At 64.2% G+C, this 22,202-nt stretch carries 17 protein-coding genes; 7 read left to right on the top strand and 10 right to left on the bottom strand.

Translation table 11 applies throughout. The features are described 5' to 3' along the window. Window positions 1–147: 147 nt before the first annotated feature. The 6 genes from LB515_RS09595 to LB515_RS09570 all read left to right on the top strand — a co-directional run bounded on the left by LB515_RS09595 (window position 148) and on the right by LB515_RS09570 (window position 5,947). Window positions 148–963, top strand: a complete 816-nt coding sequence (locus tag LB515_RS09595; protein WP_318011852.1) for an ABC transporter ATP-binding protein — start codon at window positions 148–150, stop codon at window positions 961–963. A gap of 57 nt (window positions 964–1,020) precedes the next feature. Next, window positions 1,021–1,818, top strand: coding sequence for a transporter substrate-binding domain-containing protein (locus LB515_RS09590; protein ID WP_095769365.1), 798 nt, complete (start codon window positions 1,021–1,023; stop codon window positions 1,816–1,818). A gap of 145 nt (window positions 1,819–1,963) precedes the next feature. Next, window positions 1,964–2,677, top strand: coding sequence for an ABC transporter permease (locus tag LB515_RS09585; RefSeq protein ID WP_411962520.1), 714 nt, complete (start codon window positions 1,964–1,966; stop codon window positions 2,675–2,677). Next, window positions 2,677–3,486, top strand: a complete 810-nt coding sequence (locus tag LB515_RS09580) for an ABC transporter permease (RefSeq protein WP_224707548.1) — start codon at window positions 2,677–2,679, stop codon at window positions 3,484–3,486. Before LB515_RS09585 ends, LB515_RS09580 begins: the two co-directional genes overlap by 1 nt. A gap of 101 nt (window positions 3,487–3,587) precedes the next feature. Beyond that, complete coding sequence (locus LB515_RS09575; protein WP_224629001.1) at window positions 3,588–4,589, top strand: Ldh family oxidoreductase; 1,002 nt, start codon at window positions 3,588–3,590, stop codon at window positions 4,587–4,589. Window positions 4,590–4,963: 374 nt separating this feature from the next. Beyond that, entirely contained in the window at window positions 4,964–5,947 is a 984-nt protein-coding gene (locus tag LB515_RS09570) for a complex I NDUFA9 subunit family protein (RefSeq protein WP_140844809.1), read from the top strand. 9 nt (window positions 5,948–5,956) lie between these two features. On the opposite strand, the gene LB515_RS09565 is transcribed toward LB515_RS09570, so the two are convergent. Beyond that, window positions 5,957–7,327 carry a cytochrome P450 gene (locus tag LB515_RS09565; protein WP_224707547.1) on the bottom strand — a complete coding sequence of 457 codons (1,371 nt, stop codon included), beginning with the start codon at window positions 7,325–7,327 and terminating at the stop codon, window positions 5,957–5,959. Between the two features lie 272 nt (window positions 7,328–7,599). On the opposite strand from LB515_RS09565, the gene gyrB reads away from it, so the two are divergent. Then, window positions 7,600–10,071, top strand: coding sequence for a DNA topoisomerase (ATP-hydrolyzing) subunit B (gene gyrB, locus LB515_RS09560; RefSeq protein WP_224707546.1), 2,472 nt, complete (start codon window positions 7,600–7,602; stop codon window positions 10,069–10,071). A 202-nt stretch (window positions 10,072–10,273) separates the two neighbouring features. On the opposite strand, the gene LB515_RS09555 is transcribed toward gyrB, so the two are convergent. From LB515_RS09555 to LB515_RS09515, 9 genes are all read right to left on the bottom strand, one after another. Next, window positions 10,274–11,134, bottom strand: coding sequence for a phosphotransferase family protein (locus LB515_RS09555; RefSeq protein ID WP_224707545.1), 861 nt, complete (start codon window positions 11,132–11,134; stop codon window positions 10,274–10,276). Window positions 11,135–11,163: 29 nt separating this feature from the next. Beyond that, window positions 11,164–12,561: an NAD(P)(+) transhydrogenase (Re/Si-specific) subunit beta gene (locus LB515_RS09550; protein ID WP_224545349.1), complete on the bottom strand. Its 1,398-nt coding sequence runs from the start codon at window positions 12,559–12,561 to the stop codon at window positions 11,164–11,166. A gap of 1 nt (window position 12,562) precedes the next feature. Continuing rightward, window positions 12,563–12,982 (bottom strand): NAD(P) transhydrogenase subunit alpha, encoded by a 420-nt coding sequence (locus LB515_RS09545; protein ID WP_140545871.1) that lies wholly within the window; start codon window positions 12,980–12,982, stop codon window positions 12,563–12,565. Next, window positions 12,982–14,259, bottom strand: a complete 1,278-nt coding sequence (locus LB515_RS09540) for a Re/Si-specific NAD(P)(+) transhydrogenase subunit alpha (RefSeq protein WP_224707544.1) — start codon at window positions 14,257–14,259, stop codon at window positions 12,982–12,984. The genes LB515_RS09545 and LB515_RS09540 overlap by 1 nt, the downstream gene beginning before the upstream one ends. A gap of 85 nt (window positions 14,260–14,344) precedes the next feature. Beyond that, a complete protein-coding gene (locus tag LB515_RS09535) occupies window positions 14,345–14,569 on the bottom strand; it encodes an aa3-type cytochrome c oxidase subunit IV (RefSeq protein WP_095769375.1) in 225 nt (74 codons plus the stop codon). Between the two features lie 149 nt (window positions 14,570–14,718). Beyond that, entirely contained in the window at window positions 14,719–14,868 is a 150-nt protein-coding gene (locus LB515_RS09530; RefSeq protein WP_023729728.1) for a DUF3096 domain-containing protein, read from the bottom strand. 149 nt (window positions 14,869–15,017) lie between these two features. Then, on the bottom strand, window positions 15,018–15,710 hold the full coding sequence (locus LB515_RS09525) for an N-acyl amino acid synthase FeeM domain-containing protein (protein ID WP_224545347.1): 693 nt from the start codon (window positions 15,708–15,710) through the stop codon (window positions 15,018–15,020). 367 nt (window positions 15,711–16,077) lie between these two features. Continuing rightward, window positions 16,078–18,393, bottom strand: coding sequence for a putative bifunctional diguanylate cyclase/phosphodiesterase (locus LB515_RS09520; RefSeq protein WP_095769378.1), 2,316 nt, complete (start codon window positions 18,391–18,393; stop codon window positions 16,078–16,080). Window positions 18,394–18,542: 149 nt separating this feature from the next. Beyond that, the gene (locus tag LB515_RS09515; RefSeq protein ID WP_224707543.1) at window positions 18,543–22,016 is read right to left on the bottom strand and encodes an indolepyruvate ferredoxin oxidoreductase family protein; all 3,474 of its coding nucleotides are present in this window, start codon (window positions 22,014–22,016) and stop codon (window positions 18,543–18,545) included. Between the last annotated feature and the right edge of the window lie 186 nt (window positions 22,017–22,202).

Below are 22,202 nucleotides of genomic sequence, written 5' to 3'. Positions count from 1 at the left end.
AACAAGGCCGCAAGTGCCGTAATGAGCGGGATTGACGGGCTCGCGCTGTCGGGTCCATGCTGAAGCCTGGAGCGGGTCAGTGCAGCGTATGTTGATTAGCCGGATAGACGTTCGACGACCTGCCGTCGGCCAGATAGAGGTCACCCGGTGAGCGCTGCAGCAGCTGCCGCAGTCCAATCCGGTGAGGCGCAGAACGGCGCCGCCGAAGCCATCCATGTCGAAAACCTGCACAAGAAGTTCGGCCAGCTGCACGTGCTGAAGGGGGTTTCGCTGTCGGCGCGCGACGGCGAGGTGGTCGCCATCATCGGCGGCTCCGGTTCCGGCAAGTCGACGCTCTTACGCTGCATCAACTGCCTGGAGAACCCCACAAGCGGCATCATCCGGGTCAATGGCGAGGAGATCAAGCTCAAGGCCGACAGCCACGGCCACACCGTTCCGGCCGACCGCAGGCAGATCGAGCGCATCCGCTCCCGGCTCGGCATGGTTTTCCAGAATTTCAACCTGTGGAGCCACATGACGCTGATCGAGAACGTCATCGAGGTCCCGGTGCATGTGCTTGGCGTCAAGCGCGGCGAAGCGATCGCCCAGGCCGAGAAGCTGCTCGCCCGCGTCGGGCTGGCGGAGAAGCGCGACGTCTATCCGGCTTTCCTGTCCGGCGGCCAGCAGCAGCGGGCCGCGATCGCCCGCGCGCTGGCGATCAATCCGCGCGTCATGCTGTTCGACGAACCGACTTCCGCGCTCGATCCCGAGCTGGTCGGCGAAGTGCTGAAAGTCATCGGCGACCTGGCGCGCGAGGGGCGCACCATGGTGCTGGTGACGCATGAAATGAAGTTCGCCCGCGAGGTCGCGACGCATGTCGTCTATCTCTACAACGGGTTGGTCGAGGAAGAAGGTCCGCCGGAACAGCTGTTCGGCGCGCCCAAATCCGAAAGGCTCAAGCAATTCCTTCGCAATGTCGGCTAGGTGCCGGCATCAAGCGGAGCGAAAAACCGGGAACAACAACAAACTGGGAGTCCTGACATGAAGACTGTTCTCAAGACATTTGCCGCCGCGCTGCTTCTCGGCGTCGCGGCGATGGGCGGAGTGGCCAAGGCCGAGCAGGTCAAGATCGGCGTCGCCGCCGAACCCTACCCGCCCTTCACCTCGCCCGACGCCAGCGGCAAATGGGTGGGCTGGGAGATCGACTTCGTCAACGCCGTCTGCGCCGAAGAGAAACTTGACTGCGTGATCACACCGGTGGCCTGGGACGGCATCATCCCGGCGCTGACGACCAAGAAGATCGACGCCATCGTCTCTTCCATGTCGATCACCGACGAGCGCAAGAAGACGATCGACTTCTCGGACAAGTACTACAACACCCCGACCGCGATCATCGGGCCGAAGGACCAGAAGTTCGGCGCCACGCCGGACGATCTCAAGGGCAAGGTGATCGGCGTCCAGGTCTCGACCGTGCATGCCGTGTACGCGAAGAAGCATTTCACCGGCGCGCAGGAAATCAAGGAATACCAGACCCAGGATGAAGCCAACCAGGATCTGGCCGCTGGCCGCATCGACGCGGTGCAGGCCGACTCGATCGCGCTCGGCGAATTCCTGAAGTCGGACCAGGGCAAGGCCTGCTGCGACCTGAAGGGCATGGTGGCGCCCGACGATGAAGTGCTTGGCCCGGGTGTCGGCGCCGGTATCCGCAAGGAAGACACCGCGCTCAAGGAAAAGTTCAACGCCGGCATCAAGGCGATCCGCGCCAACGGCAAGTATGACGAGATCTCGAAGAAATATTTCGACTTCGACATCTATGGCGGCGCCACGCAGTCGAACTGAGCCCTCTCGAAATGAGTGAGGGCATGGCGTCCGCGCCATGCCCGATCTTGCCACGCGTGCCCGCCGCTGACCTGACCATCGGCGGCTCGCCAGCAATCCGGGGACGAAGCTGATCGACGCCTTTCTTCCGGCCTCCGCGGCCGGCATCATCGAACTCCTGTCGCCCGTGGCGCCCGGCTGGGGCGGCACGCTGCTGGTCGGCCTGCTGCATTCGATCGAGATCGCTATAGGCGCGACGTGCCTCGGCCTCATGATCGGCACCGCCGGCGCGTTCGGCAAGCTCTATGGCGGCCCGGTGACGCGCGATCTGCTCGCGGTCTACACGACTGTCGTGCGCGCCGTGCCGGAACTGGTGCTGATCCTGCTGCTTTATTACGCCGGCACCGACCTCATCAACCAGGTGCTGACGGCGATCGGCTACAGCCGTGTCGACATCAGCGGGCTCGCGGCCGGTATTTTCGTGCTGGGTTTCGTCCAGGGCGCCTATTCGACCGAAGTCATCCGCGGCGCCATCCTCGCCATCCCGCAAGGCCAGATCGAGGCCGCCCGCGCCTACGGCATGTCGCCGGGCCTGATGCTGCGACGCATCACTGTGCCGGCCATGCTGCCCTTCGCCATCCCCGGCCTGGCGAATCTGTGGCTCATCGCCACCAAGGACACCGCGCTGCTTGCCGTCGTCGGCTTCTTCGAACTCACCCTCGCAACGCGCCAGGCGGCCGGCGTGACCAAGGCCTACCTTCTTTTCTACCTTGCGGCCGGCGCGCTCTATCTCGCGCTCTCGCTGTTCTCCAACCTGATCATCGGCCGCGTCGAGGTCTGGTCGCGGCGCGGCATGCCCTCCGTCAGGGAGGCGCGCTGATGTCCGCCGAAGCCTCCGCGATCCACATGGCGGCGCGCGCCTCGATCTGGCTCAAGCCGCACCGCATCGTGCTGATCCTGATCGGGCTGGCGCTGGTTCTCTGCGCCGCCGTCTTCATGCGCTGGGATTGGCTGCCGCAATATTGGGAAATGGGCCTGATGGGCATCTGGCGGACGCTTTGGATCCTCGCCGTGACCTGCGCGCTGGGCTTTGCGCTGGCCGTGCCGCTCGGGCTCGCTCAGGCAGGTGGACCGATCTGGTTCTCGGCACCGGCAAAGGCCTTCTGCACCATCATCCGGGGAACGCCGCTACTCCTGCAGCTCTGGCTGCTCTATTACGGCCTCGGCTCGATCTTTCCGCAATATCCATGGATCCGCGAATCGTGGCTCTGGCCGTATCTCAGGCAGGCCTGGCCGTATGGCGTGGTGGCGCTGACCTTCTCCTTCGCCGGCTACGAGGGTGAAGTGATGCGCGGCGCATTCGCCGGCGTGCCGCGCGGACAGTTGGAGGCCGCCCGTGCGTTCGGCATGAGCCGCTGGAAAATCTTCCGGCGCATCTGGCTGCCGCAAGCCTTCTACCGGGCGCTGCCGACGCTGACCGGCGAGACGGTGCTGCAGCTAAAATCGACACCGCTGGTGGCGACAATCAGCGTCATCGATATCTTCGCCGTCTCCTCCAAGGTGCGCCAGGACACCTACCTGACCTACGAGCCTTTGCTGCTGCTGGCGCTGATCTATATGACGATCACCGGTATCCTGGTCTTCGTCTTCAGCCGGATCGAGGCACGGATTCCGGTCAAGATCGGATAGCGAATAGAGAGTAGCGAATAGCGAGTAGTTTCTTTATTTCCCCCTACTCGCTACTCGCTACTCGCTATTCCCTATTCGCTACTCGCTGCAGGGCAACACTGATGCAACTCACCCTCGCCCAGGCAACAGGCCTATGCCGGATGGCGGCGCTTGGCGCCGGCGCCAATGAGGAGGCGGCGCAGTCGCTGACAGCCTCGATCATCGCCGCGGAGGCCGAAGGCCTGTCGACGGTGGGGCTGTCGCATTTCATCGACTATCTGGAAGCGCTCGAAGCCGGCCGCATCGACGGCAACGCCGATCCGGCGATCACGCGGCCGGCGCTCGCCGTCTATCTTTCGGATGCGCGCGGCGGACTTGCCCATATCGGCTTCGACCGCACAATCGACGACCTGGTCAAGGCGGCAAAACTGTTCGGGGTCTCGATCTTCTCGCAGAAGAACGCCTATACATGCGGGGCGCTCGGCTATTTCACCGGTCGGCTGGCGGAACAGGGGCTGGTGTCCTTCGCTGCCACCAACGGGCCGGCGGTGCTTGCCGGCTCGGGCTCGGTCAAGCCGGTCTATTGCACCAATCCGATGTCCTTTGCGTCGCCCGCCGCCGACGGGCCGCCGCTGATCATCGACCAGTCGTCGAGCGCGACCGCCTTCGTCAACATCCGCAAGGCGGCCGAGGACGGCAAGAAGATCCCCGAAGGCTGGGCGCTGGATGCCAGCGGCAACCCGACCACCGATCCGGCGGCGGCGATGAAGGGCGCCATGCTTGCCTTTGGCGGCCAGCGCGGCGCCAACATCGCTTTAATGGTCGAGGTGCTGGCCGCGGGCATTTCCGGCGCCAACTGGTCGCTCGACGCGCCCTGGTTCACCGATGGGGCGGAGAGCCCCGGCACCGGCCTTTTCGTTCTGGCCATCGAGCCAAAGCTGCTCGACCCGAATTTCGAGCGGCGCATGAAGGACCAGCTCGAGCGGTTGCGGCGGCGCTATGGCGTGCATATCCCCGGCCGCTCGCGCGCTGACGCCGCCGAGAAGGCAAAGGCGCGCGGCATCACCACGTCCAGGGCAGTGGTGCAGCGCATTTCGGAATTCGCCGAGCGTTATTCGGCCTGATTTTTCCCTCCGCGATTGAACTTTTTTTCGACGTGACACGACCCATATCCGGCACCCCACGCCGCGAGCCGCCCGATTGGCTTCGTCCGGCTCGCGGCTGGCGGCGTCACGCCGGGCGTTCAGGGCGGGCGTGCTTGCTTCACGCCACCTTGATGCCGTCTCAGGTCAGGCCGTCTCGTTGGACTCTGCTTCGGTGTGGACACTGCCCGGAAAACCCCGCTTCGGCGGGGTTTTCTGTTCTCCCAAATGCGGCGGGGCAGGCATTCCGGGCAAGTTCAAAAACAAGCCGACGGCGACTTCCGGTCGCTCTTTGCCTTTGGCGAGAAACGGATTAAGAAACGGCTTCAGCCAAGCATTTGCGCGCGGAGCCAGTCATGACCGAAATCCTGCAGACCCCCAAGCTCGTCGTCGTCTTCGGCGGCTCGGGCTTCGTCGGTCGCCACGTCGTGCGAGCGCTGGCCAAGCGCGGCTACCGCATCCGGGTCGCCTGCCGGCGGCCCGACCTTGCCGGCCATGTGCAGCCGCTCGGCAATGTCGGCCAGATTCAGCCCGTGCAGGCCAATGTGCGCGTGCGCTGGTCGGTCGACCGCGCCGTGCAAGGCGCCGACCATGTCGTCAACCTGGTCGCCATCCTGCATGAGACCGGCCGCCAGAAATTTGGCGCCGTGCACGAGTTCGGCGCGCGCGCCGTCGCCGAGGCCGCACGCTCGGTCGGCGCCGGCCTCACCCAGATCTCGGCGCTCGGCGCCGATCTCAATTCGCCGTCCAACTACGCCCGCACCAAGGCGCTGGGCGAAAGGGCAGTGTTCGAGACGATTCAGGATGCCGTCATATTCCGCCCGTCGATCAATTTCGGACCGGAGGACCGCTTCTTCAACCGCTTCGCCGGCATGGCGCGCCTGTCGCCCGTCCTGCCGCTGATCGGCGGCGGGCAGAATAAGCTGCAGCCGGTTTATGTCGGAGACGTCGCAGAAGCGATCGCGCGCTCGGTCGACGGCAAGGTCAAGGGCGGCCAGATCTACGAGCTCGGCGGCCCGCAGGTGCTGACCTTCAAGGAATGCATGGAAGAGCTGCTCGCGGTCATCGACCGCCGGCGGTTGCTGGTGCCGGTACCGTGGTGGGTGGCGAACATCCAGGCGTCGATCCTGCAGCTGTTACCCAATCCGCTCCTGACCAAGGACCAGGTGCTGCAACTGCGCGAGCACAATGTCGTCTCGGACGAAGCCGCCAAGGCCGCCAGAACGCTTGCCGGCCTCGGCATCCAGCCGCAGGCGATCGCCACCATCCTGCCCAGCTATCTCTGGCGCTTCCGCGCCGCCGGCCAGTTCCAGCAGCGCCGGCCGATCGCCGATCGGTAACCAGCCGCTTCAAGCCCGGCGGGAGACCTGCATCGGCAGGCCGCCCTGCGGCTGCGTGGTGAGTTTCTGCACCGGCCAAGGTCGGGTCTGCGATGTCGCGTCGAAGCGGAAGCGCGACAACAGGATCGCCAGAGCGATGATCGCTTCCTGCATGGCGAAGCTTGCACCGATGCAGACGCGCGGCCCGGCGCCGAAGGGCAGGTACTGGAACCGGTCGATCCTGTCGCGGTTTTCGGGATGGAAACGCTCCGGCAGGAAGGCGTCCGGCCTGTCCCACAGCTTGCGGTGGCGGTGCACCACCCAGGGCATCACCAGCACGGCGGCGTATTTCGGGATATAGAGGCCTTTCCAGGTCTCCGGCTCGATCGGCTCGCGGTTGATCGAGGGCGCCGGCGGATAGAGCCTGAGCGCCTCCTCGAAAGCGGCGCGGGTGAGCGGCATGGCATCCAGCCACCTGGTCGGATCGGGTTCGCGCGCCAGCACGGCGTCGATCTCCTGCTCGACCTTGTCGCGTTCCCAGGGCGCCCCGGCGAGGCAATAGATCGTCCAGCCCAGCGCCCGCGCGGTCGTCTCATGGCCGGCGCCGATGAAGGTGATGATGTTGTCCTCGACTTCGGCGCGGGTCAGCCCGTCCGGCCCCTCGGCGCGCAGCAGAAGCGTGAGAAAATCCTGCGGCACGCCGTCGGGATCGCGCTTCAGCCGCTCCTCGCGCATCTTCACTGTGTTGGCCACGATATTGCGGAAATAGGCCATGGTCTTGCGGCCGCGGATGCGGGTTAGCCGCGGCAGCCATTCCGGCGCGCGCAGAAGGTCAAGCGGGTCGACACGGCCCATGGTCTCGAACAGGCGGTCGATCTCCTTGGCGAAGCTGCCGGGCTCGCCGGCGATCTCGCCGGAAAACAGCGTTTCGGCGAGGATGTCGTAGGTGAGCATCGTCATGTCATGCGCGACATCGGTCATGCCGCCGGCCTCGTAGCGGGTGACGAAATCCAGCGTGCGCTTCAGCATCGGCCCGGCGAAGCCGAAGATGTGGCGCGGTGTGAACACCGGCGCCATCGCCTTGCGCGAGCGCCTCCACACCTCGCCTTCGGCGGTCAGCAGCCCGTCGCGCAGGATCGGGCGCAGGATCAGCTGGCGCACAGTCGCCATCTTGTAATTCTTGGCGTTATCGATCAGCACATGGCGGATGAGGCCGGGATCGTTGGCGATGACCAGAGGGCCGCCGATGCCGGTCACCGAGATCCAGGGCTCGTTATAGGTATGCTCGCCCCACAGCTCGAGCGGATTGCGGTAGACGATGCGCATCATCTCCAGCGTCGAAGGCGGCGTTGTGCGCGGCGTCGGCGCCGGCGGCACGAAAGGGGCGGGCTTGGTGTCCATGAAGCATGCTCCGCTGACAGCCGAATGTAGTGTCCGACGAGGCGGGCGTCCATGTGGCCGAGCAGGTCCGCGACCGTCACCAAATGTGGCTCGCGTTCAGCCAGCTTGCCGGTCCGTCGGCTGGGGTGAATGAAAGGCTTCTCGCCAAGCCGGCAAAATGGCCGCAAACCTTGGAAAACCAGCCGTTTGCGCCTATATCTAGGACATCAAAACGGCGCGATTCGGGGTGACTTTCCCGTGCCGGACCATCGACATCAATCAGACAGGTATTCATGAGCGACCAGACCGAAAGCGCCATTGGCGTGGAAGCCGAGTACGGCGCCGATTCCATCAAGGTTTTGAAAGGGTTGGATGCCGTGCGCAAGCGTCCGGGCATGTATATCGGTGACACCGATGACGGCTCGGGCCTGCATCACATGGTCTATGAGGTGGTGGACAACGCCATCGACGAGGCGCTGGCGGGCCACGCCGACCTCGTCTCGGTGACGCTCAACCCCGATGGTTCCGTCACCGTGATCGACAATGGCCGCGGCATTCCGACCGACATCCACTCCTCAGAGGGTGTTTCGGCGGCCGAAGTGATCATGACGCAGCTGCATGCCGGCGGCAAATTCGACCAGAACTCCTACAAGGTTTCCGGCGGTCTGCACGGCGTCGGAGTCTCGGTGGTCAACGCGCTTTCCGCATGGCTCAAGCTCAAGATCCGCCGCAACGGCGAAATCTTCGAGATGAGCTTCACGCATGGCAATGCCGACGCGCCGTTGAAGGTGACGGGCACATATGAGCAGAACAAACAGCCCGGCACCTATGAGGGCCGCAGCGGCAGCGAGATCACCTTCTTCCCGTCGGCCGAGACCTTCACCATGGTCGAATTCGACTATGGCACGCTAGAGCACCGGCTGCGCGAGCTCGCCTTCCTCAATTCCGGCGTGCGGATCGTGCTGACCGACGCGCGTCATGCCGACCTGGTGCGCCACGAGCTGCATTATGACGGCGGCCTGGAAGAGTTCGTCAAATATCTCGACCGGGTGAAGAAGCCGCTGATCGAAACGCCGATCGCCATCCGCGCCGAGCGCGACGGCATCACCGTGGAAGTCGCGATGTGGTGGAACGACAGCTACCACGAGAACGTGCTGGCTTTCACCAACAACATCCCGCAGCGCGACGGCGGCACGCATCTGGCGGGCTTCCGCGCGGCGCTGACCAGGCAGATCACCGGCTATGGCGAATCGTCCGGCCAGACCAGGAAGGAAAAGGTCTCGCTGACCGGCGACGACTGCCGCGAAGGCCTGACCGCCGTTCTATCGGTCAAGGTGCCGGACCCGAAATTCTCCTCGCAGACCAAGGACAAGCTGGTCTCGTCCGAGGTCCGCCCGGTGGTGGAAAGCCTGGTCAACGAGGCGCTGGGCACCTGGCTGGAAGAGCATCCGAGCGAAGGCAAGGTGGTGGTCGAGAAGGTGATCCAGGCGGCGGCCGCGCGCGAGGCCGCGCGCAAGGCGCGCGACATCACCCGCAAGAGCTCGCTCGGCGTCACCTCGCTGCCCGGCAAGCTCGCCGACTGCCAGGAGCGCGATCCGGCGAAGTCGGAAATCTTCATCGTCGAGGGTGACTCGGCCGGCGGCTCGGCCAAGGGCGGGCGCTCGCGCCAGAACCAGGCGATCCTGCCGCTGCGCGGCAAGATCCTCAATGTCGAACGGGCGCGCTTCGACCGCATGCTCTCTTCGGACATGATCGGCACGCTGATCACCGCGCTCGGCACCTCGATTGGCAAGGACGAGTTCAATGCCGACAAGCTGCGCTACCACAAGATCATTCTGATGACGGACGCCGACGTCGACGGCGCCCACATCCGCACGCTGTTGCTCACCTTCTTCTTCCGGCAGATGCCGGAGCTGATCGAGCGCGGCCATCTCTACATCGCCCAGCCGCCGCTCTACAAAGTGACGCGGGGCAAGAGCTCGCAATATCTCAAGGACGAAAGCGCCTATGAGGAATATCTGATCGGGTCCGGACTGGATGAGGCCTCGCTGGTGCTGGCCTCCGGCGAGGTACGGACAGGACAGGACCTGCGCGCCTCGGTCGACGATGCGCTTTCGGTGCGCCAGCTGATCAATGGGCTGCACACGCGCTATAACCGCAGCGTCGTCGAGCAGGCGGCGATCGCCGGCGCGCTCAATCCCGACGTGCTTGCCGATCTCGGCCGCGCCAACACCATGGCCGAGCGCGTCGCGAAGCGGCTCGACATGATCGCCGAGGAGACCGAGCGCGGCTGGACCGGCAGGCTGTCGACCTCCAATGACGGTTCGGGCGGCTATGTGTTCGAGCGCACCGTGCGCGGCGTGAAGGATGTGGTCCAGCTCGACGCCGGGTTGATCAATTCGGCCGATGCGCGCCAGCTCGACCGCTACGCAGCGCGCCTGGCGGAAGTCTATGGCGAGCAGCCTGCCTTGCGTCGGAAAGAGACCTCGGAACTCCTCTCGGGGCCGCTGGCGCTGCTCAACGCAGTGTTCGCTTCAGGCCGCAAGGGCCTCACCATGCAGCGCTACAAGGGTCTCGGCGAAATGAATGCCGAGCAGCTTTGGGAAACCACGCTGGACCCGAATGTGCGCTCGCTGCTGCAGGTCAAGGTCAACGACGCGACCGACGCCGACTCGCTGTTCTCGCGGCTGATGGGCGACGAGGTGGAGCCTCGCCGCGAGTTCATCCAGGACAATGCGCTGTCGGTGGCCAATCTGGATATTTGAGCGTACCTTACGCATTCAAAGGAAAGGCCCGGCAGATGCCGGGCCTTTCCTTTTTGACGCCTGCTGCAGGACTTTGTCGTCGCCGGCGGACGGGGTGGTGACGTCGACGACATAGCGACGTCAGCCCGCGCGAATTCAGAGATGACGTCGTCCAGCTCAAACGTCGCGTCACAGGGTACGTTGGCCTCGGCGAGCCACAGAACTACCGGATCGCTTGCTGCCGCAGCCAGTCGACCGCGAAATCCAGGATCATCGGCACGTTCTCGCCCGTCTCCACAGCGCCCGCCAGCTCGGAGAGCCGCATGGAGGCGGCGAGAAGGAACACCCGTCGCGGATCGAGCAGGTTGCCGGTGCGCGCCTCGTAGGCGCGTATGCTGCGCAGGGCGAGATCGGGATCGATGAGCGACACCTGCACGAATTCGCGATGCGGCGGGCCGAAGCCGGAATCGGCGAAGTCGAAAATGCCGGTGAGCCGCATCCGGTCATGGTCGAAGGCCATGTTCCAGCCATGCGCGTCGAAGAAGCCATAGACCTCGCCGAGTGGGTCGGGGCCGAGTTCATGATATTCCTTGATTGCCGCTTCGGCGTCTCGGCGCAGCTCCGGCGGCAGGAGCGGCCAGATTGGTGCGAGCGTGTCCTCCTGCATGTCCCACCAGCCGACCGGCTCGGCGCCCGCCGCCCGCATGACGGAAGAATCAATGGCATGAAGCTCGGCGAAGAACAGGGCGAGATCCTCCGCGAGCCGCGCCCGCGCCGTATCGCCCAGCTTCGCGTAGTCGGCTGGCTCCAGCGTCCGTCCAGACAGTTTGCCATGCATGGAAAACAGCGGCGGGCCGGAATGGATCGTCATATCCGGCACCGGTGTCATCACGAACGGCCGCACGGCTCCGAGCAGCCGCGCCTCCCGCAGCAGCGCGGCCTCGGCCACTTCCCCTTGCGGGAACTTGAAGATAAGGCGGCCGTCGACCTCGACGGCGAGGCTGTGCCAGCCACGGCCGGCGATCGCGAATGTTGCGCCAGCCAGATGCGGATGGGCCGCAATGATTGCGTGCCTGCATTCCACCGGCACGTCCGTGGCTACGGATACGCCGATCAGTGATCAAACGCCTTGACGATTTCCTCGGTCATCTTCTTGGCGTCGCCCAAGAGCATCATGGTGCCGTCCTTGTAGAACAGCGTGTTGTCGATGCCGGCATAGCCGGAACCGAGCGAGCGCTTGACGAACAGGCAGGTGCGGGCCTTGTCGACGTCGAGGATCGGCATGCCGTAGATGGGCGAGGACTTGTCGTCGCGCGCGGACGGGTTGGTGACGTCGTTGGCGCCGATGACATAGGCGACGTCGGCCTGCGCGAATTCCGAGTTGATGTCCTCGAGCTCGAACACTTCGTCATAAGGCACGTTGGCCTCGGCGAGCAGCACGTTCATGTGGCCGGGCATGCGGCCGGCGACCGGGTGGATGGCGTATTTGACCTCGACGCCGTTGGCCTTGAGCTTGTCGGCCATTTCGCGCAGCGCATGCTGCGCCTGGGCGACCGCCATGCCGTAGCCCGGCACGATGATGACCTTCTGCGCGTTCATCATCAGGTAAGCCGCGTCGTCGGCCGAGCCCTGCTTGACGGTGCGCTCGATGCCGTCGCTGGCCACGGCAGCGGTCTCGCCGCCAAAGCCGCCGAGGATGACCGAGATGAAGCTCCGGTTCATGCCCTTGCACATGATGTAGGACAGGATCGCGCCCGACGAGCCGACCAGCGCGCCGGTGATGATCAGCGCCAGGTTGCCGAGGGTGAAGCCGAGAGCCGCCGCCGCCCAGCCGGAATAGGAGTTCAGCATCGACACCACGACCGGCATATCGGCGCCGCCGATCGGGATGATCAAGAGCACGCCGAGCACCAGCGAGGCGGCGACGATCAGCCAGAAGACGAGCTTGGATTCGGTGGTCACGAGCAGCACGATCAGCACCACCAGGGCGATACCGAGCGCGATGTTGATGAGGTGACGGCCGCCGATCATGATCGGCTTGCCGGACATGCGTCCGTCGAGCTTCAGGAAGGCGATGACCGAGCCGGTGAAGGTGATGGCGCCAATGGCGACGCCCAGGCTCATTTCGACCAGCGCCTGGGCGTGGATGTCGCCTGCCGTGCCGATGCCGAAACTTTCGGGCGCGTAGATGGCGGCAGCCGCCACCATCACGGCGGCGAAGCCGACGAGGCTGTGGAAGGCGGCGACCAGCTGCGGCATCGAGGTCATGGCGATGCGGCGCGCGGTGACGGCACCGATGCCGCCGCCGATGGCGAGACCGAGCACGATCAGGCCGAAGCGGCCGGCCGAAGGCAGCGCCAGCGCCAGCGTTGTGGCGATGGCGATGCCCATGCCGATCATGCCGTAAAGATTGCCCTGGCGGCTGGTGGTCGGGTGCGACAGGCCGCGCAGCGCCAGGATGAACAGGATGCCGGAGACAAGATAGAGGAAGGAAGCGAAGTTGGCGTTCACGTCACTTTTCCTTCTTCTTGTACATGGCGAGCATGCGCTGGGTGACGAGAAAGCCGCCGAAGATGTTGACCGAGACCAGCACCAGCGCGACGAAGCCGAAGCCCGCGGCCAGGCCCGAAGCGGCGATGCCGACGGCGAGCAGCGCGCCGACGACGATGACCGAGGAGATGGCGTTGGTGACGGCCATCAGCGGCGTGTGCAACGCCGGCGTCACCGACCAGACGACATAATAGCCGACGAAGATCGCCAGCACGAAGATGGCGAAACGGAAGACGAAGGGATCGATGGCGCCGCCCGAAAGCGCATGCGCGGCGTTGCCGGCAGCCTCGCCGGCGGGCGCGTTGGCGAGATCCTGCACCGCAAGACGGACGGCGGCGGTCGCCTGATCGAGCTGGTCGAGGGCTTTCTGCAGCTGTTCCATCACGCGGTCCCTTCAGACTTAGACGAGGGCGACTTGGCAGCGGCAGGATTCCTTGCCGCTGTCTTCTTCGGAGCAGGATTGGAGGCGTCGGCGACCATGGTCTTGGCAGGAACGGCGGCCGGTTCGACGCGCGGCTCTTGCGCCGCCTTGGCGAAATTCGGGTGCACGACTTGGCCAGCGTCAGTCAGCATGGTGGCCTTGACCAACTCGTCGTCGCGCTTGATGGCGAGCGTCTTCGCGGTCTTGTCGACCATCGTCTCGAGGAAGGCGTAGAGGTTCTTGGCGTAGAGCAGCGAGGCGGAAGCAGCAACACGACCGGGCACGTTGAGATGGCCGACGATCTTGACGCCGTTTTCCGTCGTCACGACCTTGCCGGGCACGGCGCCCTCGACATTGCCGCCGCGCTCCACCGCCAAGTCGACGATCACCGAGCCCGGCTTCATCGAGGCGACCATGGCAGCCGAGATGAGCTTCGGCGCCGGACGGCCAGGGATCAGCGCGGTGGTGATGACGATGTCCTGCTTGGCGATGTGCTCGGCAGTCAGCGCCGCCTGCTTGGCCTGGTATTCCTTCGACATTTCCTTGGCGTAGCCGCCGGCCGTCTCGGCCGCCTTGAACTCCTCGTCCTCGACCGCCAGGAATTTGGCGCCGAGCGATTGCACCTGCTCCTTCACCGCCGGACGCACGTCTGTAGCGGTGACGATGGCGCCTAGCCGCCGCGCGGTGGCGATGGCCTGTAGGCCGGCGACGCCGACGCCCATGACGAAAGCTTTCGCCGCCGGCACTGTGCCTGCCGCCGTCATCATCATCGGCAGCGCGCGGTCATATTCGGCGGCCGCGTCGATCACCGCCTGGTAGCCGGCGAGATTGGCCTGCGAGGAAAGCACATCCATCGACTGGGCGCGGGTGATGCGCGGCATGAATTCCATCGAAAAGGCGGTGATGCCGGCCTTGGCCATCGCGGCGACAGCGGCATCGTTGCCGTAAGGATCCATGATGGCGATGACGGCGGCGCCCGGCTTGTAGCCCTTGAGCTCGCCATCCGTCGGCCGGCGCACTTTCAGCACCACATCGGCCTTTTTGGCGTCGGCCGCCGTTCCGATCGCGCCGCCGGCAGCAGTGAAATCCTGGTCGGGAATGCGTGAGCCGAGGCCGGCACCCTTCTCGACGATCACGTCGAAGCCGAGACCCGCCAGGCGCTTGACCGTCTCCGGCGAGGCCGCGACGCGCGGCTCGTTCGGGTCAATCTCTCGAGGGATGAATACGATTTGTCCCACCGGATGATCCTTTCGGCTGGAACCTTGACTGCGCAAGGCGTCGGCCGGACGTCCGGCGACGTCGAGGGCAATGGGCTTGGGAAGTCTACCGCAGAATGAGAGTGCCGACGGCCATGATCAGGATAAACAGGATGGTCGCCGAGAAGAAGCCGCCGACGAAGAAACCGAAGGCCATTGCAATAAGGACGGCGGCACAGAACAGCGAGCCGTATTTGGCAAGACCGAGGAAGCCTTTGTAGGTACGGTCGTGCTCGGCATAGTCCATCTGCGCGCCCAGCTCGACAGGACCGGTCGGCGTGTGATCAGCCATGGAAGTACCCCTTCGAAAATGCCTTCGAGGCACATAGCGAAAAGCCGAACCAAGAGCAATGGCGCTATTGCCGCACAGTCCGCGACAACAGCCTCAAACGAAAGTTGAAATCGAATGCTGCGCGATGTCGACGCGGCCGGCGCGGGATTTCAGCCGGCGAGATGAGGGAAAAGGCCGAGCAGGCCGACAACGATCAGGTAAAGCGCGACGATGTAATTGAGGAGCCGAGGCATCACAAGGATCAGCACGCCGGCGATCAGCGAGATCAGCGGCGTCAGCGCGAGCGAGTGGATGGTCATGCGGGATCCTTTCTTATGACAGGCGCGATCGCCTGGGCAGACCGGGCTGCGGAGCTTGTATCGACGCAATTCCGGACGGAAAACCGCTCACACTTTTCCTGGAATTGCTCTGACAACGCCGCCGCCGGCGAAAGGTTCATGGCCTGTCTTCAGGCAGCGGCGCGGTAATATTTCGCCGTCGGCAGAATGGTGAGGGGCGTCAGCCGGTTGATGGCCGGATTGCCGAACATCATCCGCTGCTCCATCGGCGTCGATCTGAAGAACGGCAATCGTTTGAGCGTCAGGCGCATGTTTTCGCCGGCCGGGATTTCGAACAGTGCGAGCGGGGGAAGAACGCCCGGAAATACTTTAGCCTCTGTCCTCTGCACGGCCTGAAAGTAACGAACGTAAAAAGCGGAATGCTCCATCTTGACCGGCGTCAGCACCGAGTCCTGGCCAAAATAACAGGAGGCGACCATGGCAATCCTGAGTGTCAGGAAAGGTATCACTCCGGGCGACGGTGCGCTGGCAGGATCGGCTGCGAACCGGGTTCCATCGATGAAGGTTTCTCCGCGCGCAAGCCGCTCCCTCAATATTTCCGGATAGGCATCGACGGAGGGCGAGAACGGGCACTCGCTGGTAATATAATGGAAACGCAGTGTGCTGACCAATTGGCCATAGCAATAGACACCGAACCGGTAGGCGTTGGGCAGATTATCCCAGCGATCCTCGAACATACCGCTCGCGATCGGACCACACATACCTGAGCGCCGATAGGAATTGTAGCGGAGCCGGTATATCGCCTCCTGATCTTCACCCCCGGTGATGAGACGATATTCGACATGATCCAGCAGTTGCATCATGGATCGGTTGAGCGCCGAGTCGATTCTAGCGCTGGCGTCGACCGACGCGCTCTTTCTAGCAACAACCATAGTCTGTCCTCGAATTCCGCTTATAAATAAGCTATTCGAGTTGAAATGAGACACAAGCTGAAAATTCGATATCGCTGGTTTACCGGTTGTTAACCTTAACGGCCGTGAATCGTTCGGCGATCTCATGTAAAAATGCAGGATCGTGCAGCCGGGTTGTCTGATCCGAACTGGCGGCGATCACCGCGGTGATTCTGAAATCAGGTCTGCGCGCACCAGGACGTGGCGGATTTAGACAGCGCCCGAGCTGTCATCCTTTCATTGGGTGAACATTCGATCTGTTTTTTGAACGCAATAGCGTTCAGCTGGCTGTCCGTTTGCCGGCGATATACAGATCCGCTGCAAACGGCCACGTGACACTCGACATCGTCTCGATGCCCGACGCGCTGAGCGCGGCGCCGAAGAGGAAGCCCTGCACGAAGTCCGGCTTGACCAGATGGACCAGCGTCTTCAGCTGCTCGAAGGTTTCGACCCCTTCGATGGTGACAGAAAGACCCAGCGTCCGGGACAGGCCGACGATGCCCTTCAGAAGATCGAGCGACTGCCGGTTCTGGTTCAAATCGATCAGGAAGGAGCGATCGATCTTGATCTTGTCGAGCGGCAGCTTGTGCAAATAGCTGAGGCTGGAATAGCCGGTGCCGAAATCGTCGAGCGCAATGCGGACGCCAAGCGTCTTCATCTCTTCGATCAGCTCGCGCGTCAGCGATTTGTCGTCGAGCAAGGCGGTCTCGGTGACCTCGATTTCGAGCCTGTGCGGCGCAAGGCCTGACGCCGCCAGCGCGTCACGAACCTTCTGCACGACATCGCGGTTGCGGAAATCCTTGGCCGAAAGGTTGACCGATACGCTGGTCTGCGTCGGCCATTTGGCGCATTCGGCGCAGGCCGCCTGCAACACGAAAGTACTGATGTCGGCAATGATGCCCATCTCCTCGGCGAGCGGGATGAAGACGCTGGGCGAGATCGGGCCGAGATCGGGATGGTCCCAGCGGCAGAGCGCCTCGCAACTGGCGATGCGCATGGTGCTGATGGCCACGATCGGCTGGTAGACGACGCGCAACTCCCTGGCCTGCACGGCATTGCGCAGGTCGGCCTTCATCAGCTGACGACTGCGGAACGCAGCATCCATTGATGCCTCGAACAGCCGCCAGCTGTTCTTGCCGAGTTCCTTGGCCTTGTAGAGGGCAAGGTCGGCCTTGACGATCATGGCGTCGACATCGGTGTCTTCGACCCTGGACAACACGGCGCCGCCGCTGGCCTGGATGCGTAGGCTGTGACCGGCGACATCCACCTCCCCCTGCAGGTTGACGAAGATCTCGTCGAGCAAATCGTTGAGATGGCTCTCGTCCTCGATGCGGTCGAAGAAGACCATGAACTCGTCGCCGCCGAAACGGCTGACATTGATGCCTGGCCCGGCGACCGCAGCCAGCCGCTCGGCCAAGGCATAGATCAGCCCATCGCCGACCGGATGGCCGAGTGTGTCGTTGACGCTCTTGAAATCGTCGAGGTCGAGCACGGCGAGGCCGCAGAGCCGGTCGCGGTCGCCGGACGCCATGGCTTCGCCGACCAGTTCGTTGAAATAGGCGCGGTTCGGCAGCCCCGTCAAATTGTCGTAGCGCGCCATGAAGCGGATCTTTTCCTCCGCCTCGACGCGGGCCGTCACGTCCTCGAAGGTGATGACGCCCAATTCCTGACTGCCTTCGCGCGCGGAAAATTCATAGTGCTGGCCATTGGCAAGCGAAACCAGCACCTTGCGGTCGCGGCCTTCGCGCAAGGCGCGCGTCAGCTGCGCCTCGATGTAGCGGCAGTCCTTTGGCGCCAGCATGCCGCCGGCAACGCCGCGCATCAGCAGGCTGTGAATCGAGCGCCCGAGCAGCGCCTCGGACGATTTCAGCGACATCAGATGGGCAGCCTCGGCATTGGCCACCGCGACGCGCCCGTCCGGGCCTAGCATAACCAGGCCGTGCGACATGGTGTTGAGCGCGCGGTCGAACCGGCGCGTCAGGTTCCTCGCCTGCTTGTGGCCAATGACCGCGGAGAAGAGCACGTTGCGGACATGGTCAGCGCTGCTGATCGTGACGAACGTCAGCGGGATGATCATTAAGCCGAGGACGACAGAAGCCATATCCATGCGCAGGATGAGCGCAAGAGCCGCCGGCCCGACGAGGGTCAAGGAGAAAATCTGGACCATGCGCATGGACCCGTAGCTTCGCCCGACAACCGTTACCAGGGTCGTCAACGACAACGACACGGACGCCAGTTCACCAAACTGGTCAGGACGCAGGTAGATCGACACGAAGCAGAATGACCCCAATGCGAGGCCCTGGGCGCTGCCTTTGATAATGTAGTTGCGCTCTATCGCTTCTGCCTCTGCGACACTTGCTATGGTGCCGCCCGCTCTGTGGAAGCCTTGGATGCTGAAGTACCGCCAGAGGCTGGCCGATAGCAGAACGAAAGCCAAGGCCAGATAAAGCAGATCCTGCGTGCGCAGGTAGACCATGAAACCGACAATCCAGTAGCATACGCCGCCGATCGCCACCATGCCGGCGTTGTCGAACAATGCCCGCACGAACTGGATATAGACGTCCGCCGGGATGCTCTCGGTCTTCGCTCTGCCCATACACTCGGCCCAACACTACGCCTTGTCATGCCACACCCCGCCTTAAGAAAGGCTTAGAACGGCGCGCGGCGACGGTTGCAGAGGGTTGCTGTGAGCAGGACGGATAAGGGATTCGGGATTTTGGCGCGGCGTCCAACGCGCCGGCGCGATCATTCCGCCGCCCGAAGCGAAGGCTCCGCGGGGGCTTGCTTCAAACGCTCGATCAAACGCGAGCGCTCGCCCGCCGCCTTGTCGGCGCTGGCCTGCCGGACATGGCCGTAGCCGCGGATAAGCGCCGGCACGGAGGCGAGGGCCGTCGCGGCTTCCACCCTGCCCGGCGCCAGCGCGCCGGCGATCAGGTCGAGATCGGCCTCGTATGCTCTCAGCGACTGCCGCTCGATGCGCCGCTCGGCCGTGTAGCCGAAAAGGTCGAAGGCGGTTCCGCGCAGGCCCTTCATCGCCGCCAGCAGCCGAAAGCCCTTCATCATCCACGGGCCGAAGCTCGATTTGTGGGGCGTGCCGTCATTGCCGCGCCGCCCGAGGATCGGCGGCGCGAGATGGAACTCGAGCTTGTCGTAGCTCTGGAACTGCTTGGCGAGGTCGGCGGCGAAAGTGCCGTCGGTGTAGAGCCGCGCCACCTCATACTCGTCCTTGATCGACATCAGCTTGAAGAGGTTCCTGGCGACGGCCTCGGTCACTGCGGTCGAGCCGGGCACGGCCTTGGCTTCGGCGGCGCGCAACGTCGCCACGCGGTCGGCGTAACGCCTGGCATAGGCTGCGTTCTGATAGGCGGTAAGGAAGGCGACACGGCGGGCGATGACATCGTCCAGCGTCTCCGCCGGTCGGGAAGCCGGCTTGTCCGTCTGGCTGACCAGGCCGCGCACGAAATCGGGCTGATGCGCGGCACGGCGGCCCCAGCGGAAGGCCGCGATGTTCATCGGCACCGCCTCGCCGTTCAATTCTATCGCCTTTTCAACGGCTTCGGCGGAAAGCGGCAGTCCGCCATGCTGGAAGGCGAAGCCGAGCATGAACATGTTGGCGCCCAGCGAATTGCCGAACAAAGCCGTCGCCGTGCGGGTGGCGTCGAAGAAATGCGCCTTGTCGTCGCCGGCCGCCGCCCGGATCGCCTTCTTCAGCCGCTCGACCGGCAGCGAGAAGTCGGCGGACCGGGTGAATTCGCCGGGCATGATCTCGGCGGTGTTGGCGAGGAAGATCGTGTGGCCCTCGCGCACCGCGCCCAGCACCTTCTTGGCGCCGGAGACGACGAGATCGCAGCCGAGCACAAGGTCGGCCTTGCCGGCCGAAACGCGGATGGCGTGGATGTCCTCGGGCGTCGGGGCGATGCGGACATGGGTGAAGACCGAGCCGCCCTTCTGGGCGAGGCCGGCCATGTCGATCATGCCGCAGCCCTTCCCTTCAAGATGCGCGGCCATGCCGAGCACCGCGCCGACGGTGACAACGCCGGTGCCGCCGACCCCGTCGATGATCCCCGCCCAGCCCTGGGTGCCCATGCGGAATTCAGCCGGCGCGGGCACGCCGTCGAGAGGATCGGCCTTGCCGGCAATGCCCTCTGCCTTCCTGATCTTGCCGCCATGCACGGTGACGAAGGACGGGCAGAAGCCGTTGAGGCAGGAGAAGTCCTTGTTGCAGCTCGACTGGTCGATCCGGCGTTTGCGGCCGAATTCGGTCTCGACCGGCTGGATCGAGACGCAGTTCGACTGGACGCCGCAATCGCCGCAGCCTTCGCAGACCAGTTCGTTGATGAAGACGCGCTTGTCCGGATCGGGGAAGGTGCCGCGCTTGCGGCGCCGGCGTTTCTCGGCGGCGCAGGTCTGGTCGTAAATGAGAACGGAAACGCCTTTGAGCCCACGCAACTCGCGCTGGACGAGATCGAGGTCGTCACGGTGATGGATGCTGACGCCGGCCGGGAAATCGGCCTTGCCGGCATATTTGTCGGGCTCGTCGGTGACGACGGCGATGCGCTCGACGCCCTCGGCGCGCACTTGTCTGGCGATCATGTCGACGGTCAGGCCGCCCTCATGCGGCTGGCCTCCGGTCATGGCGACGGCGTCGTTGTAAAGGATCTTGTAGGTGATGTTAGCGCCCGAGGACAGCGCGAAGCGGATCGCCAGCACGCCGGAATGGTTATAGGTGCCGTCGCCGAGATTCTGGAAGATGTGGTCGCGCTTCGAGAACGGCGCCTGTCCGACCCATTGCGCGCCCTCGCCGCCCATGGCGGTGAAGCCGACCGTATTCCTGTCCATCCACAGCGCCATGAAATGGCAGCCGATGCCGGCGGCGGCGATCGAGCCGTCCGGAACCTTGGTTGACGAATTGTGCGGGCAGCCCGAGCAGAAGAAAGGCGTGCGCGAGCCGATATCGACAGTGTCTGCGAGCATCGCCTGGAACTGGCGCAGCTTCGCCAGCCGCGCGGCGATTTCTTCCGACGGGCCGATGGTGCGCAGAATCCGTTCGCCGAGCGCGATGGCGATCTCGTTCGGATCGAGCGCGCCCTTGGCCGGAAACAGCCAGTCGCCGCGTTCGTCCTTCTTGCCGACGATCACCGGCTGCGTGGCGGTGCCGTAGAGGTTCTCGCGCAGCTGAACCTCGATCAAAGAGCGCTTTTCCTCGACGACGACGATGGTGTCGAGGCCGCGGGCGAACTCGGCGATATGCTGGAAATCGAGCGGCCACGGGCAGCCGACCTTGAACAGGCGGATGCCGATGCGGTTGGCGGCCGCCTCGTCGATGCCGATATCCTCCAGCGCCTGGCGGACATCGAGATAGCTCTTGCCGATGGTGATGACGCCGAGCTTGGGATTGCGGCCGCCGGAATAGACGATGCGGTTGAGACCATTGGCCTGGATAAAGGCGGAGGCGGCGGCGCGCTTGTACTCGTGCAGCCGCTCTTCCTGGCCGAGCATGTCGATCTCGTGGCGGATGTTGAGGCCGCCCAGCGGCATGTCGAATTCGGGAATGACGATGCCCAGACGCTCGATCGAGGCGTCGACCGAGGCGGTCGATTCGATGTTGTCCTTGACGCATTTGATCGCCGCCCAGGTGCCGGCGAAGCGCGACATTGCAAAGCCGTAGAGGCCGTAGTCGATGATCTCCTGGACGCCTGCCGGGTTGAGGATCGGCACCATGGTGTCGACGAACAGGAATTCGGTGGCATGCGCATTCGTCGAGGATTCGGCCATGTGGTCGTCGCCCATCAGGGCAAGCACGCCGCCGTGCTTGGACGAGCCGGCAAGATTGGCGTGGCGGAAGACGTCTCCGGAACGGTCGACGCCCGGCCCCTTGCCGTACCAGACGGAAAAGACGCCATCATGCGTGCCCTCGCCCAGCAATTCGGTCTGCTGAGAACCCCAGCAGGCGGTGGCGGCGAGTTCCTCATTGAGGCCGGGCTGGAAGACGATGTCGGCAGCCGCAAGCTGCTTCTTGGCCCGCCACAGCTGCATATCGAGGCCGCCCAAAGGCGAGCCGCGATAGCCGGAGACGAAGCCCGCCGTGTTGAGGCCCGCGCGGCGGTCGCGCTCGCGCTGCATCAGAAGCATGCGCACAACCGCCTGCGCGCCGGACAGGAAGACGCGCTCCTTGCCAAGGTCGAACTTGTCGTCGAGCGCGACGTCGTGCAGCGTCATCAGGTATTTCCTCTGCGGAGGCGGCTCAAATCAGGCAGCCAACGTCGGAGTGGGACGCCGCAGTCTTTCTTCCCTTGGCGGAGAGGTCAAACAAAATCGCAGCAGCCAGATAACACGCAACAAACGGTCTGGCGAGTGGCCGACGGCGCACGCAAGACCGCGCTAACCGCTTCCCGAAGAACAAAA

This window comes from Mesorhizobium sp. CA15 (genome assembly GCF_020165215.1).
GTDB lineage: Bacteria > Pseudomonadota > Alphaproteobacteria > Rhizobiales > Rhizobiaceae > Mesorhizobium.
Note: the sequence above shows the minus strand (reverse complement) of the source record. Positions and strands in the feature narration are given on the sequence as shown.

What these genes read in the sequence shown, in the direction of transcription:
- LB515_RS09525 (WP_224545347.1), bottom strand. Translation starts at nt 15,710, where the DNA reads ATGATGCAACTGCTGGATCATGTCGAATATCGTCTCATCACCGGGGGT.
- LB515_RS09580 (WP_224707548.1), top strand. Translation starts at nt 2,677, where the DNA reads ATGTCCGCCGAAGCCTCCGCGATCCACATGGCGGCGCGCGCCTCGATC.
- LB515_RS09565 (WP_224707547.1), bottom strand. Translation starts at nt 7,327, where the DNA reads ATGGACACCAAGCCCGCCCCTTTCGTGCCGCCGGCGCCGACGCCGCGC.
- LB515_RS09535 (WP_095769375.1), bottom strand. Translation starts at nt 14,569, where the DNA reads ATGGCTGATCACACGCCGACCGGTCCTGTCGAGCTGGGCGCGCAGATG.
- LB515_RS09530 (WP_023729728.1), bottom strand. Translation starts at nt 14,868, where the DNA reads ATGACCATCCACTCGCTCGCGCTGACGCCGCTGATCTCGCTGATCGCC.
- LB515_RS09590 (WP_095769365.1), top strand. Translation starts at nt 1,021, where the DNA reads ATGAAGACTGTTCTCAAGACATTTGCCGCCGCGCTGCTTCTCGGCGTC.
- LB515_RS09545 (WP_140545871.1), bottom strand. Translation starts at nt 12,982, where the DNA reads ATGGAACAGCTGCAGAAAGCCCTCGACCAGCTCGATCAGGCGACCGCC.
- LB515_RS09575 (WP_224629001.1), top strand. Translation starts at nt 3,588, where the DNA reads ATGCAACTCACCCTCGCCCAGGCAACAGGCCTATGCCGGATGGCGGCG.
- LB515_RS09515 (WP_224707543.1), bottom strand. Translation starts at nt 22,016, where the DNA reads ATGACGCTGCACGACGTCGCGCTCGACGACAAGTTCGACCTTGGCAAG.
- LB515_RS09520 (WP_095769378.1), bottom strand. Translation starts at nt 18,393, where the DNA reads ATGGGCAGAGCGAAGACCGAGAGCATCCCGGCGGACGTCTATATCCAG.
- LB515_RS09570 (WP_140844809.1), top strand. Translation starts at nt 4,964, where the DNA reads ATGACCGAAATCCTGCAGACCCCCAAGCTCGTCGTCGTCTTCGGCGGC.
- gyrB (WP_224707546.1), top strand. Translation starts at nt 7,600, where the DNA reads ATGAGCGACCAGACCGAAAGCGCCATTGGCGTGGAAGCCGAGTACGGC.